This is a genomic window from Acrocarpospora pleiomorpha (assembly GCF_009687885.1).
In the GTDB taxonomy this organism is placed as follows: Bacteria; Actinomycetota; Actinomycetes; order Streptosporangiales; family Streptosporangiaceae; genus Acrocarpospora; species Acrocarpospora pleiomorpha.
The window spans coordinates 14,870-28,019 of sequence record NZ_BLAF01000102.1 but is presented as its reverse complement, the minus strand read 5'-3'; the positions used below and the strand labels follow the sequence as shown (position 1 = coordinate 28,019).

8 protein-coding genes are annotated in these 13,150 nt (G+C 69.3%); 5 read left to right on the top strand and 3 right to left on the bottom strand.

Annotated elements, in window-relative coordinates; translation table 11 throughout:
- The first annotated feature begins 300 nt into the window (after positions 1-300).
- The 3 genes from Aple_RS55320 to Aple_RS48725 all read left to right on the top strand — a co-directional run bounded on the left by Aple_RS55320 (position 301) and on the right by Aple_RS48725 (position 3,904).
- A complete protein-coding gene (locus tag Aple_RS55320; protein ID WP_246265500.1) occupies positions 301-1,050 on the top strand; it encodes a hypothetical protein in 750 nt (249 codons plus the stop codon).
- A gap of 215 nt (positions 1,051-1,265) precedes the next feature.
- Positions 1,266-2,183: a 4-hydroxy-tetrahydrodipicolinate synthase gene (dapA, locus tag Aple_RS48730; RefSeq protein WP_155351616.1), complete on the top strand. Its 918-nt coding sequence runs from the start codon at positions 1,266-1,268 to the stop codon at positions 2,181-2,183.
- A 35-nt stretch (positions 2,184-2,218) separates the two neighbouring features.
- Entirely contained in the window at positions 2,219-3,904 is a 1,686-nt protein-coding gene (locus Aple_RS48725) for a ribonuclease J (protein WP_155351615.1), read from the top strand.
- 46 nt (positions 3,905-3,950) lie between these two features.
- Here the strand turns inward: Aple_RS48725 and Aple_RS48720 are convergent, their stop codons facing one another.
- Positions 3,951-5,516, bottom strand: a complete 1,566-nt coding sequence (locus Aple_RS48720; protein ID WP_155351614.1) for a DHA2 family efflux MFS transporter permease subunit — start codon at positions 5,514-5,516, stop codon at positions 3,951-3,953.
- Positions 5,513-8,860: an AfsR/SARP family transcriptional regulator gene (locus Aple_RS54000; RefSeq protein ID WP_218038899.1), complete on the bottom strand. Its 3,348-nt coding sequence runs from the start codon at positions 8,858-8,860 to the stop codon at positions 5,513-5,515. Before Aple_RS54000 ends, Aple_RS48720 begins: the two co-directional genes overlap by 4 nt.
- A 37-nt stretch (positions 8,861-8,897) precedes the next feature.
- Here Aple_RS54000 and Aple_RS48710 point away from each other — a divergent pair, with 37 nt between their 5' ends.
- Entirely contained in the window at positions 8,898-9,395 is a 498-nt protein-coding gene (locus Aple_RS48710) for a DUF402 domain-containing protein (RefSeq protein WP_155351613.1), read from the top strand.
- Positions 9,396-9,786: 391 nt separating this feature from the next.
- Positions 9,787-11,397: an aldehyde dehydrogenase (NADP(+)) gene (locus Aple_RS53995; protein WP_155351612.1), complete on the top strand. Its 1,611-nt coding sequence runs from the start codon at positions 9,787-9,789 to the stop codon at positions 11,395-11,397.
- 454 nt (positions 11,398-11,851) lie between these two features.
- Here the strand turns inward: Aple_RS53995 and Aple_RS48700 are convergent, their stop codons facing one another.
- The gene (locus tag Aple_RS48700; protein ID WP_155351611.1) at positions 11,852-13,126 is read right to left on the bottom strand and encodes a pectate lyase family protein; all 1,275 of its coding nucleotides are present in this window, start codon (positions 13,124-13,126) and stop codon (positions 11,852-11,854) included.
- Positions 13,127-13,150 lie beyond the last annotated feature (24 nt).

Sequence of the window (13,150 nt, the reverse complement as noted above, 5' to 3'; positions counted from 1 at the left end):
CTTTTGTTCTGTCCGGGCTCCGCCCGTTCCCGTCGGTTCCGCTGGAGGACGCGTTCGAAGGTCCGGCGGATCTCCCACCCACCCGCTCCTTCGCTCTACCCGGACTTCGCCCTGGGCTCCGCCCGCCCCCGCACGATCCGCTGGAGCGCCCGCTTGACGAGACCCTGGAAAACCCGGCCAGATCCAACTTCGGCCGGAACGGGGATCGTGCTCGCCCCTACGTCCCTCCCGATCGTGCGGATTGGCCTGCCTTTTGTCCGCCCCCACGGCAGGAACACCGCAGAGGATCCCTGGCCCCCGATGGAACGCGAGCTCGATGACGCCGACAACCCCCACGACAATCCACCAGGCGACTTCCACGACAGCCCGGCAGGCGACGTCCGCGACAGTGCGGCATACGACGTCCGAGACAATCCGGCAGGCGACTTCCACGACAGCCCGGCAGGAGTCCCCCACGACAGCCCGGCGGGTGACTTCCGTGGCAGCCCGGCAGGCAATGTCCGAGACGATTCAGCAGGCGATTCCCACGGCAATCCAGCGGGCGACCCACATGACAGCCAGACAGGCAGCCTCCACGACGATCCGGCAGACAACCTCGATAGCAGCCCGACAGACAACGTCCGAGACAATCCGGCAGGCGACCCCCACAGCAATCCGGCAGGCAGCCCCCACCACACCCCCGCGAACAATCCCCCCACCGAGCCTTCAGGCGACCTCTCCGGCAAGCTTCATCACCAGTTCCGGGCGCGGCCTTCCGATGATTTCGTCGATAGGTTTGAGGTGCATGGGCTGCACGTAGCTCCCGCGCAGGCGGGGTGTGAGGTGTTGCTCTGGTTGGTGCCGGTGGCGCGGGCGGATCGGACCAGGGTCAGGCAGCACACGTGTGAGTGCCGGGCGACCATCTACGAGCTCTGCCAGGCGGGTGGTCTGCGGTTCATCCGGCGTACCGTCCGGGGGCCTGATGGGCAGCGGGTGCACGAGACCGAGCGGCTTGTCGCGGCGCGGGCCGAGCGGGTGTGGCTGAGGCTGCTGCTGGGGCAGGCCCGCTGACCTGCGGCTTACTTCAGCCTCAGAAGACCGAAAAATTCTCTCCAGGAGTCTGTAACGCGGGTGTAAGAAACGGCGATTCACCGAGTAGAGGCCGCTGATGTGTGTACCCCCGAGCACATATCGGCGGCCTCTTTCTCGTTGGGCGCGCCCGTGCGGGCGGGGCTAGCGGGGTGGCGAGGTCCACCGTTTCGGCGGATCCGGGTACCGTTCGGTTTATGGCCCCGCCAACTCGAACCTCTGACGCCCCCTTCGGCCGCATGCTCACCGCCATGGTGACCCCGTTCAGCGCCGACGGCGCGGTTGACTATCTGGGTGCGCAACGCCTGGCCACCTTCCTCGTGGACGAGCAGCGCAATGACGGCCTGATCGTGAGTGGCACGACGGGGGAGTCTCCGACCACCACGGACGGGGAGAAAGAGCGTATCCTGCGGGCGGTGCTGGAGGCGGTGGGCGATCGGGCGACGGTCGTCGCCGGGGTCGGCACCAACGACACCGCGCACAGTGTGGAGCTGGCGCGGGCGGCTCAGCGGGCGGGGGCGCATGGCCTGCTGGTGGTCACGCCGTATTACAGCAAGCCGCCGCAGGAGGGGCTCTACCAGCATTTCACCACGGTCGCCGACGCGACCGCGCTGCCGGTGATGCTCTATGACATCCCGGGGCGTTCCGGTGTGCCGATCCAGACGGACACGCTGTTCCGGCTGGCGCACCACCCGGCCATCCGCGCGGTCAAGGACGCCAAGGCCGACCTGTTCGCCGGCTCCATGGTTTGCGCGCACACCGACCTGGCCTTCTATTCTGGCGATGACACGCTCAACCTGCCTTGGCTGTCAGTCGGCGCGGTGGGGTTCGTCAGCGTGATCGGTCATGTCGTCGGCGCGGACCTCGCGATGATGATCGAGCATTACCGGGCCGGGGAGATCGCGGCCGCGCTGGAGATTCACCGGCGCCTGCTCCCCGTGGTTTCCGGGATCATGAACCGCGCCGGTGGCGCGATCATGGCGAAGGCCGCGCTGAGACTTATCGGCCAGGACGCCGGAGTGGTCCGGCTCCCGCTGGTCGACGCAACAACCGAGCAAATCGCGCTGCTCCGCGCGGATCTAGTCGCGGGCGGCCTCAAAATCACAGGAGACTGAGTGCGTTCAGGAGAACATCGTAAAGAGGGCCGCGGATGAGCCATCCACACCCCGAACTCGGCCCCCCGCCGCCACTTCCCGAGCACGGCCTGCGCATCGTCGCGCTCGGCGGCCTCGGGGAGATCGGCCGCAACATGGCGGTCTTCGAGTTCGACGGGCGGCTGCTGATCGTCGACTGCGGGGTGCTGTTCCCGGAGCCTGACCAGCCAGGCGTCGACCTGATCCTGCCGGATTTCGAATACATTCGGGACCGCCTGGATGACATCGAAGCGGTTGTGCTGACCCACGCGCACGAGGATCACATCGGCGCGGTGCCGTACCTGCTCCGGGAGAAGCGGGACATTCCGCTGGTCGGCGCGAAGCTGACGCTGGCGCTGATCGAGGCCAAGCTCACCGAGCATCGCATCCAGCCGGTCAAGCAGGAGGTGGTGGAGGGGGAACGCCGCCGGTTCGGGCCGTTCGAGTGCGAGTTCTTCGCGGTCAACCACTCCATCCCGGACGCGCTGGCCGTGGCCGTGCGCACCCCGGCGGGGATCGTGCTGCACACCGGCGACTTCAAGATGGACCAGCTGCCGATGGACGGCCGGCTGACCGACCTGGGGGGTTTCGCCAGGCTCGGCGCCGAGGGTGTGGATCTGCTGATGTCGGATTCCACCAACTCGGAGGTGCCCGGCTTCGTCACCAGCGAGCGGGACATCGCGCCGATCATCGACGACGTGATCAGGACCGCCGAGAAGCGCATCATCGTGGCCTGCTTCGCCTCGCACATCCATCGCGTGCAGCAGGCGATCGACTCGGCCGAGAAGTACGGCCGGAAGGTCGCCCTGATCGGCCGCTCGATGGTCCGCAACATGGGGGTGGCCCGCGACCTGAACTACCTGAAGGTGCCGCCGGGCCTGCTGGTGGACTCCCGGGAGATCGAGGAGTGGCCGCCGGAGGACGTGGTGCTGATCTGCACCGGCTCCCAGGGCGAGCCGATGGCCGCGCTGTCCCGGATGGCCAACCGGGATCACCCGATCCGGGTGGCCGAGGGCGACACCGTGCTGCTGGCGTCCTCGCTGGTGCCGGGGAACGAGACGGCGGTCAACAAGGTCATCAACGGGCTGACCCGCTGGGGGGCCCGCGTCGTGCACAAGGGCAACGCGCTGGTGCACGTGTCCGGGCACGCGGCGGCCGGTGAGCTGCTGTACGTGCTGAACGCGACCAAGCCGTCGAACTTCATGCCGGTGCACGGCGAGTGGCGGCACCTGCGGGCGCACGCCAAGCTGGCCCGGCTGACCGGCGTCCCGGACGAGAACATCGTGATCGCCGAGGACGGCGTGGTGGTGGACCTGCTGGACGGCCAGGCCAAGGTCGTCGGCGCGGTCCCGGCCGGTTACGTCTTCGTGGACGGCACCTCCGTGGGCGACATCACGGAGGTGGCGCTCAAGGATCGCCGGATCCTGGGCGACGAGGGCTTCATCTCGGTGGTGGTCGTGGTCGACTCGACCACCGGAAAGCTGTCGGGCGGGCCGGAGATCACCGCGCGTGGTTCCGGCATCGACCCGGATTCGCTGGACCAGGTCATCCCGCAGATCGAGCGTGCCCTGCAGGACGCGGCGGCCGACGGGGTGGCGGACGTGCAGCAGATCCGCCGGGTGCTGCGCCGCACGCTCGGCCGCTGGGTGAGCGACTCCTACCGCCGCCGCCCGATGATCATTCCGGTGGTCGTGGAGATCTAGACACCCGAACGGCGCGTGACCCGGGGTCACGCGCCGTTCATGTGCTTTACGGGACCTGGACCGGTTCCTCCACGACCCGGCCCTCGTCGTCCAGGATGACCTCGGGGATCTCCTTGGGCACGCCGCGCAGCGCGTACAGGATGACGAAGGACAGGATGGTGAGCAGGGTGGCGCCGGTGACGGCGCTCACGTGCATGGCGTCGATGTAGGTTCGCTGGGCCGCGCCGAGCAGGGCGTCGGCGAGCGGCCCTGGCAGGGTGGTGGCCGCCTGGACGGCGCCGCCCAGCGACTCCCTGGCCGCCTCCGCGACACCGGCGGGCAGGCCGTCGGGCATGGCGAGGCGCGCGGTGTAGAGGCCGCCGATCACGCTGCCCAGCACGGCGATGCCGAGCGAGCCGCCGACCTCGGTCGCGGTCTCGGAGATGGCCGAGGCCGCGCCAGCCCGCTCCCGGGGCACCGAGGCGAGGATGGTGTCGTTGGTCACCGCGAAGGTGAAGCCCATGCCCACGCCGCTGATCATCATCGCGGGCAGCATGAGCAGGTAGGGGGTGTCGAGCCCGAACAGGCTGTACAGGAACAGCGCGGCGGCGGTGAGCAGCAGGCCGAGCGTGACCACCTTGGCCCGGCCGATGGCGCTCACCAGGACCCCGGCGAGCCCGCCGCCGATGGCGGCCGCGGCCCCGCCCGGTATCCCGGCCAGCCCGGCCACCAGCGGCGACCAGCCCCGGATGAGCTGGAAATACTGCGCGAAGGCGACCGACATGGCCAGCATGGAGAACAGGATGATCACGTTGGCGGCGATCGACCCGGTGAAGGCGCGGTGCTGGAACAGCCGGACGTCGATGAGCGGCTCGGCCAGCCGGGTCTGCCGCCGGACGAACACCACCAGGGCGACCACGCCGATCGCGGCCGAGATCCAGACCGCGCGGTCGCCGATGCCATCGTGGGCGGCGAGCTTCATCGCGTAGACCAGGCCGATCACGCCGACGAACGAGAGCGGCACGCTGATCAGGTCGATCGGCCGGGAACGCGGGTTGCGCGACTCGGGCAGCAGCAGCCAGCCGCCGATCAGCAGCGCGATCGTGATCGGCACGTTGATCAGGAACACCGAGCCCCACCAGAAGTGGTCCAGCAGCAGCCCGCCGACCACCGGGCCGACGGCGAAGCCGAGGGCGGAGATGCTGCTCCAGATGCCGACGGCGGCGGTGCGCTCCTTCGGCTCGGTGAACACGTTCCTGATGATCGACAAGGTGGACGGCATGACGGTCGCCCCGGCCACGCCCAGCAGGGCGCGGGCCGCGATCAGCAGTTCGGGCGTCGGCGCGTACGCGGTGATCGCGGAAGCCGCCCCGAACGCCGCGGTGCCGATCAGCAGCAGCCGCTTGCGGCCGATGCGATCGCCCAGATTGCCCATCGTGATCAGCAGACCGGCCAGCGCGAAGCCGTAGATGTCCAGGATCCACAGCAGCTGGGTGGCCGATGGGCCCATGTCCTCCACCAGCTTGGGCATCGCCTGGTGCAGCACGGTGAGATCGAGCGCGAGCAGCAGCATGGCCAGACAGGAGATGACCAGCGTGCCCCACTTGCGGGCATTTGTTACCGAAGAAGTCATGGAAGCAGCGTGAGGGAGGCCGCTGACCAGCTGCCCACCGCGCGCTGACGGCCGCTGACGAGGCCGCTCTGGTGCGCTCGTTCGAACGCCGCCGAGCCCAGTGCGGTACGGCACTGCTCGGCCACCCAGGTGCGATCCGGGTCGCCGGGGTCGTGGCCGCTGCGCAGGGCCGTACTGATGCCGAGCAGGGAGGCGGCGCGGACCTGGTCGCCGCGCACGACCTCGACCCCGGCCAGGCCCTCGGCGACCCGGGCGGCGATGAGCAGGTTGCGGTGCGAGAAGCCGGAGACGAGGGCGGCGCGGTGCCAGTTCTCCGCCTGGTCGGCGTCGCCTTCCGCGACGGAGATCCAGCCGAGCGCGATGTGCGCGAGGAGGCGGATCTCGTCGGCGCTGAACCATTCGGCGGAGCTGGTCAGCGCGGATTCGACGAGCCGGCGGGCGGCGGGCAGGTCGCCCTGGCGGCGGGCCAGCTCGCCGAGGCCGACGTGGGCGCGGGCCAGCATTTCCGGGGCGCCGGCCCGCCGGGAGAGTTCGGCGGCTCGCTCGTAGTCCGCGCGGGCGGCGTCCCACTGGTCGGCGACGATGGAGCGGTGGGCCGCCCTGCGGCACAGCAGTTCGGCCAGGTCCACCGTGGTGTCGAGGCGTTCGACCAGCTCCATGGCCTGCTCGATGAAGGTGAGCGCGCGGGCCCGTTCCCCCCGCCATTCGGCCACATCGGACAGGCCGGTCAGCGTCATCGCCATGCCCCACCGTTCGCCCAGGGCTTGGAAGGCGCGGAAGGATGGCCGCAGCAAGCGCTCGGCGTCCTCGATCTGCCCTTCGTAGAGGGCGAGCAGTCCCCAGCCGAACTCGGCGAGGGCACGGGTCCAGGGGTCCATCGGCACCTGCCGCTGCTGTTCCTGGAGGGAATCGGACTTCTCCTGGGAGGGCGGCCCGAGGACCATCGCCCAGAGCACGTTCAGGTACGGCTGGCTGGGGAGCCAGTTGATGGACTGCATGATGCGGTCGACGCGCTCCAGGTGGGGGCGCAGGTCCAGCCCGTGGCCGCCGCTGGTGGCGAGGGTGAGCACGCACAGGGCGTACTCCTCGCGCTCGGGTGGCTCCGGGCCGAGTTTGGTCATCAGGTCGGCGGCGATTGCGGCGCTCTCACTGCGCAGGCCGCGCAGCCACCAGTAGGCGGTCAGCGCGGAGAACATGCGGAAGGCGCTGTTCTCGTCGGCGCGGTGCAGGGCGGAGATCAGGTTGTCGTGCTCGGCGTCGAGCAGGCGCAGCCATTCCAGCTGGTCGGCGGTGCGCAGCAGCGGGTCCGCCGACTCCGCCAGTTCCAGGAAATATCCGACATATGCGGCTTTGAGGGCTTCGGCTTCGTCGGCTTCGGCCAGTTTCTCCGCGCAGAAGGCGCGGATCGTGTCGAGCATGCGGTAACGGTCGCCCGCCACTTCGACGAAGGACTTGTCGGCCAGGCCGGTCAGCAGGTCGATGACCTCGTCGGCGGGAAGGCCGCTCACCCGCTCGGCCGCCGCCAGCGTCGCCCCGCCCGCGAACACCGTCAGCCGCCGGGCCAGCGTGCGCTCGGCCTCGTCGAGCAGGTCCCAGCTCCACTCGATCACCGCGCGCAGCGTGCGGTGGCGGGGTTCGGCGACCCGGCTCCCCCGGGAGAGCAGCTGGAACGTGTCGGTGCGCTCCAACCGGGCCGCGACCTCGGCCGCGGTCAGCGACCGCAGCCGGGCGGCGGCCAGTTCGATCGCCAGCGGGAGCCCGTCCAGTGCCCGGCAGATTCGCGACACCGGGCCCAGGTCGTCGGCCGTCAGCGCGAAATCGGGGCGTACGGCGCTGGCGCGGTCGGCGAACAGCCGGATCGCCGGGTAGGCGAGCGCCTCCGGCAGCGTCGCGTCCACCGGGGGCAGGGCGAGCGGCGGGACCGGGCAGAGCCGCTCGCCGGTGATCCCCAGCGCCTCCCGGCTGGTGGCCAGCACCCGCAGCTTCGGGCAGGCGCCGAGCAGCCGCCCCGCCAGCGCGGCCGCCGCCTCGACCACGTGCTCGCAGTTGTCCAGCACCAGCAGCAGCGCCCGATCCGCCAGCGCGGCCACCAGCCGGTCGACCGGGTCGGTGCCCTGCCGCGCGGTGGCCGGCAACAGCCCGGTCTCCCGCAACCCCACCGCCGCCAGCACGGCCTGCGTCACCTCAGAACCATCCACCAAGGGCGACAACTCAACAAAGCAGACCTCGACCCCAGACGCTCTCGGAGGTCGCGCGCCTTCGGAAGGTCGCGAGCCTTCGGGTGGTCGTGAGTCGCCGGGAGGTATCGAGCCTGTGGGATGTTGTGAGCCGCCGGGAGATCGTGAGCGGCCAGGGTCCCTTATACCTCCCGGACGCCCTGAACCTCCCGGGCCTGCTGGGTGAGCTGGCCCCTCCGTGTGTCCGGATATTTCCGGGCGCCTTGTGTTCGCCGCTTGGGTGGCTGCTTCGATGGCCAGGCGGGTCTTGCCGGTGCCGCCGGGGCCGGTCAGGGTGACCAGGCGCGATTCGGCCAGCAGGCCGCCGATCACGGCCAGTTCGTCGGCGCGGCCGATCAGCGAGGTGAGCTGGGCGGGGAGATCCTTTCTCGGGGGTGGGGTCTCCGCGCGGAGGATGGCCAGGTGGATCTCGGCCAGTTCGGGTGCGGGATCCGCGCCCAGTTCCTCGGCCAGCAAGCGCCGGCCGTCCTCGTATGTCGCGAGTGCCTCGGCCTGCCGTCCGGTGGCGACCAGTGCGCGCATGAACAGGCCGCGCAGGCGCTCCCGCAGGGGATGCGCGGCGACCAGGTCGCCCAGCTCGGTGGCGAGATCGTGCGACTCGTCGCCCAGGCCGAGTACGGCTTCCGCGTGGTCTTCGAGCGCATTGAGCCGGAGTTCTTCGAGGCGGACGGCGGAGGGCGCGAGGGTCTCGCCGAGGTCGGCCAGCGCGGGGCCGCGCCAGAGGTCCAGCCCTTCGCGGAGCAAGTCGGCGGCCCGGCGGTTGTTCCCGGCGGCCAGCGCGGCACGACCCGCCGCCGCCAGCCGTTCGAAGCGGCGCGCGTCCACGGACTCGGGGTCGACGTCCAGCTGGTATCCCGCCGGGTGGCGCACGATCACCGGGGCGTCCAGCAGCTGGCGGAGCCGGGAGACCTGGGCCTGCAGAGCGTTCGCGGCCCCGGCGGGGGGTTCGTCGCCGTACAGGCCGTCGATCAGGTGGTCGGTGGTGACCACCCGGCCCGCGTCCAGGACGAGCATCCCGAGCAGGACGCGCAGGCGCGGACCGACGACGGCGACGATCTCCCCGCTGTCTCGCCGGACCTCCGTCGGGCCCAGGACGCCAAAACGCATACGTCAATTCTGGCCCACGATCAGTTATTGTCGGCTGATGTCTGGCATCGAGGTGGTCTATCGCAAGTACGGCGGCACCCTGCACTGGAACCACCCGGCCCGGCGGCTGGGCGAGGACGAGCACGGGGTCTGGGCCGGCTGTCCCGCCGGAACGATCGGCAGACTGGGCGAAGGACCGCCCGTGGTGTGGAAACTGCCGTTCGTGCTGCTCTTCCCCCGGGACACCTGGTGGACGGCGACCTTCAACCCCATCGGCCACAAAATGGCGATTTATTGTGACATCACCACCGTGCCGGAATGGCGGGACGGCGAGGTCACCATGGTCGACCTGGACCTGGACGTGATCAAACGCGCCGACGGCACGGTCTTCCTCGACGACGTGGACGAGTTCGCGGAGCACCAGGTCTGGCTCGAGTACCCACTCGACGTCATCGAGAACGCGGAACTCTCAGCGACCTGGCTGATGACGGCAGTCGCCCAAGGCACGGGCCCGTTCGGCGGCGCACACACCCACTGGCTCGACCAGGTCAGCTGAGGGTTGCGCTTATGGCCGCGCCCCCGGCGCGGCGGCTTGCAGTGACATGGCCGATCCTCCGGATCGGCGGGCTTGGCCGCGCCTGTGTTTTCCCTCGTCACTCCGGCCGCTTCGCGACCTGTCAAGACGCAGGCGGCCAAGCCGGGGCAGGGCCTACGGCGCGGAGGTTGCCCCGGTCATAAGAGCCTTGTCCACCTGGTGTAGGGGTGATGGTCATGATCCGGCGGAGCACGGTTGCCCCGGTCGTGGGAGCCTTGTCCACTGGTGGCCCCGAACAATGTGGTCTTCTCCACTGGGGGCTGCTTTGAGGCCTGGGTCCGATGTCGGCCCGCCTTCGTGATACGGGTGCCTTCCCCAATAAGGTGGCACATATTACTGAAGGGTGGTTGTAATGATCATTGCGTTGGATCCGCGGACCGGCCGAGCGGTCGGCGAGCCGATCCCTGAGAGCACGGAAGAGCGGGTCGGGGCGATCGTTGAGGCCGCGGCCACGGCGGGGCGGGCCTGGCGAGTCACGCCCGCCGCCGAACGGGCGATCGTGCTGGAAGCGGTCGCGGACGCGCTGATGGCGAGCGCCGACGACCTGTGGCGCGCCGCCGACACGGAAACCGCCCTCGGCGAGGTACGGCTACGCGGGGAGATCGCCCGCTCGGCCGGGCAGTTCCGCCTGTTCGCCGAAGTCCTGCGCGACGGCGGATACATCGACGCGATCATCGACCACGCCGATCCCGGGCTGGCGCCCCCGCGCCCGGACGTCCGACGGATGAACCAGCCGCTGCCCGGCGTGGTCGGCGTGTTCGCCGCCAGCAACTTCCCGTTCGCGTTCTCCGTCGCCGGAGGCGATGTGGCATCGGCGCTGGCCGCGGGTTGCCCGGTCGTGGTGAAGGCACATCCCGGACACCCCATACTTTCTGGGCTGGTCGCCGCCGTCATCCAGGCCGCCCTGCCCGAGCCCGAACTGCTCGGACTGGTTCAGGGCGCGGACGCCGGGCGATACCTCGTCCAGCATCCGGCCGTGGCCGCAGTCGGCTTCACCGGCTCGATTCACGGCGGCAAAGCCATCCAGGGCCTGATCAACGAGCGCCCGGACCCGATCCCGTTCTACGGCGAGCTGGGAAGCGTCAATCCGGTCATCGTGCTGCCATCCGCGCTGAACGGCGACGTGACGAACCTGGCATCCGGCTTCGCGGGCTCACTGACACTCGGCGTAGGCCAGTTCTGCACGAATCCAGGCCTGCTCTTCGTCCCCGACGACGACACGCTCCTCAAAGCCATCGCGAACGCGGTCTCAGGAACAACCGGCGGCCCGATGCTCACACCGAAGATCCGCGACGGATACGAGGAGGGGGTCGCCCGCCTCGCACTCGGGGCGACGGAACTCGCGATCGGGCAGGAGAGCGCTCCGGCGGGCGACGGTCCTGCGGCTGACGGCAGCGCTCCGGCTGACGGCAGCGCTCAGGTGAGCGGCAGTGCTCCGGTGGGTGACGGTAATGCGGCGGGTGGCGTTGCTACAGCGGGCGACATTTACGGAAATAGTGCTGGAAGTGCCGTGCCGCGTGTGTTCGTCACCGACCTGGGAAGCTTCGCCGACCACCTCCCGGATCTCGCGGAAGAATGCTTCGGCCCCGCAGCACTGGTCGTGAAATATCGGGATATTTCGCGTGTTATTGAGGTCTTGGAACAGCTCCCCGGCTCGTTGACAGCGACTGTGCACGCGACAGACCCGGCCGAAGCCGAGCAGATCACCGACGTCCTGACCCGCCTCGCCGGACGCGTGATCTGGAACGGCTGGCCGACCGGCGTCGCCGTCTGCTGGGCTATGCATCACGGCGGCCCCTGGCCCGCATCCACGTCGCCCGCGCACACCTCGGTAGGGGCGACCGCGATAAACCGCTGGCTGGCCCCCGTCGCGTACCAGAACTGGCCGGACACCCTGCTCCCGCCGGAGTTGCGTGACGACAACCCGCTCAACGTCCCCCGCCGAGTGGACGGCAGCCGCTAAAGGATCGCGAAAGATCCGCGCGCGGCCGTGGGAGCCTGGCCGCGCGCGGAATAACACAGAGTTGGGTTGCTCTATTCGCTTCTCGCTTGGGCGTTTCCAACGTGGGTTGTCCGACGCCGTTCGCGTTCGTGTGGCTCCTCGCCATCCAGCGCCGAAAGGCGCGCCTGGAGACATTTTGGTGCTTGGACCTGGGCCGATTGCCGATGAGTGGCCTTCTCATTGGCTAAGCTGGGATTTTGATCTTGAAGGCCGCCACCGGAGTACGGTGAGTCAGCTTGCGGGTGGGCAGGGCGGACACGTAGGCCGACGTAAGACCGTGCCAGAGACCACCGCGCCCGCGATGGCCGCTGACCAGCGGCTAACGAGAGGCCCACTATCACGGTCGGCCGGAGTGTCCGCCCTGCCCACCCGCTACGGACCCCAGCCACCGTGGACGGACCTCAGGCGGTGCTTTCTAGGAGATCTCACCCGCGCCAGCGTGCCGGGAGACCGAACGACGGACGTCCTCGGCGGGGTCGATGGTTGTGTGGAGACTTGGGGTCCATCCCGCGTCGGGGAGGAAGTCGGGGTCGTTTTTGGCGTTGTAGACGGACACCAGGTTGATTGGGGTTACCTTGCCGCCGACTCGGAGGACGTCGCCTCGGGTGGTCAGGGCGGTGCCGCCCCAGTTGTAGAGGAGGGTGGCTGGGTCGACGGCGCGGCCGAGGCGGAAGAAGTTGTTTTCGGCGAAGATTTGGGACTGGACGCCGACGCCTAGGGCGTAGACGAAGTCTTCTGCGGAGGGGATTTCGTAGTAGTTGTTGTAGACGTGTACCTGGCCGAACCGGACGCGGGGCAGGCGCTGGAGTGTGGTGTCGAAGGCGTTGTGGTGGACGGTGACCTTGAGTTTGCCGAGGTCTTGGGTCGGGGTGTTGGTGGAGCCGATCAGCATGGTTTTGTCGTGGCCGCGGAAGACGTTCCAGGACACGGTGACGAAGTTGGAGCCGTTGGTGATGTCGAGTTGGCCGTCGTGCACCTGGTATGGCCGGCCGAAATACACCGGCTGGGAGGAGTCGGGGTTGGTTCCGTCGGTGAAGGTGTTGTGGTCGGCCCATACGTGTGTCGAGCCGGTCACGGAGATGTTGTCGTAGAGCGAGTTCCAGTTGCCGGTCGCTCCATCGGTCGGGTCCCACTGCGGGAAGCAGTCGTACGCGTCCTCGAAGGTGATGTTCCGGATGATGACGTTGTCGGCTTTGTCCACGTGCAGGTTGAAGCCGCGCAGGGTGGCGCCGCGGAGCCCGACGATGGTGGTGTTGGAGCCGACCTTGCGTTTGATGTGCGCGGTCTGCGCGGCGGCGGAGGCGGCGCGGGCGTCTTCCATCGGCCCCGACGGGTCCGCGGTGCCCCAGGTGGCGGGGTCGTAGGCGGCCAGGTATCCGGCCAGGGTGTAGCCACCCGTCGCGTATGACGCGCAGGTCAGCTGAGCGCCGGTGTCGGAGGTGTTGCCGTCGATGACGCCCCGAATGTAGATGATCTTCGGGCTGGGCGCGGCGAGTGCGGCCACGAACTGGGCGCGGGTGGAGACCGTGTAGGTGGTCGTGGCGGCCGATCCGCCGGTCGTACCGGTGCCTTCGGAACCCCAGCCGTCACCGGCGGGGAGCGTCTGGCGGCCGAGTTCCACGGCGGAGGCGGGCGCGGTCAGGAGGGCGGAAACGGCCAGTAAGGCCGTCGCCAGAGCGGTTTTGCGCATGGTTGAAAGGACTCCTTACGAAAA